The sequence below is a fragment of the Nonomuraea sp. MG754425 genome (assembly GCF_021699195.1).
Lineage (GTDB): Bacteria > Actinomycetota > Actinomycetes > Streptosporangiales > Streptosporangiaceae > Nonomuraea.
On sequence record NZ_SSXE01000495.1, the window covers coordinates 1 to 485 of the forward strand.

Annotated in this window: 1 protein-coding gene; it reads left to right on the plus strand. The window is 68.5% G+C overall.

The features are described 5' to 3' along the window. Positions 1-64: 64 nt before the first annotated feature. A partial coding sequence (locus FAF44_RS53660) for a helix-turn-helix domain-containing protein (protein ID WP_237111191.1) occupies positions 65-485 on the plus strand: 421 nt, incomplete at its 3' end.

Genomic DNA, 485 nt, shown 5'->3' on the forward strand with positions numbered 1-485 from the left:
CGCGTGAATACTGACCCCCAGGCGACGGCCGAAATCTGACCCCTCTTGCAGTTCACTCTGGAGGGTGATCAAGGTGGAGGACTGGGCGGAGATCCGCCGGTTGCACCGGGCCGAGGGCATGCCGATCAAGGCGATCGCGCGGCATCTGGGCGTTGCCAGGAACACGGTGCGGCGGGCGCTGGCGGCCGAGGAGCCGCCGAAGTATCAGCGGCCGGGCAAGAAGTCGATCGTGGATGCGATGGAGCCGCAGATCCGCCAGCTGCTGCGGCAGTGGCCGGACATGCCGGCGACGGTGATCGCCGAGCGGATCGGCTGGCAGCGATCGATGACCGTGCTCAAGGATCGCATCCGGCAGATCCGGCCGGAGTATCGGCCGCTCGATCCGGCTTCGCGGACCAGCTACCAGCCGGGCGAACTCGCGCAGTGCGATCTGTGGTTCCCGCCGGCGCGTATCCCGGTCGGCCCTGATCGGGGGATGAGCCTGC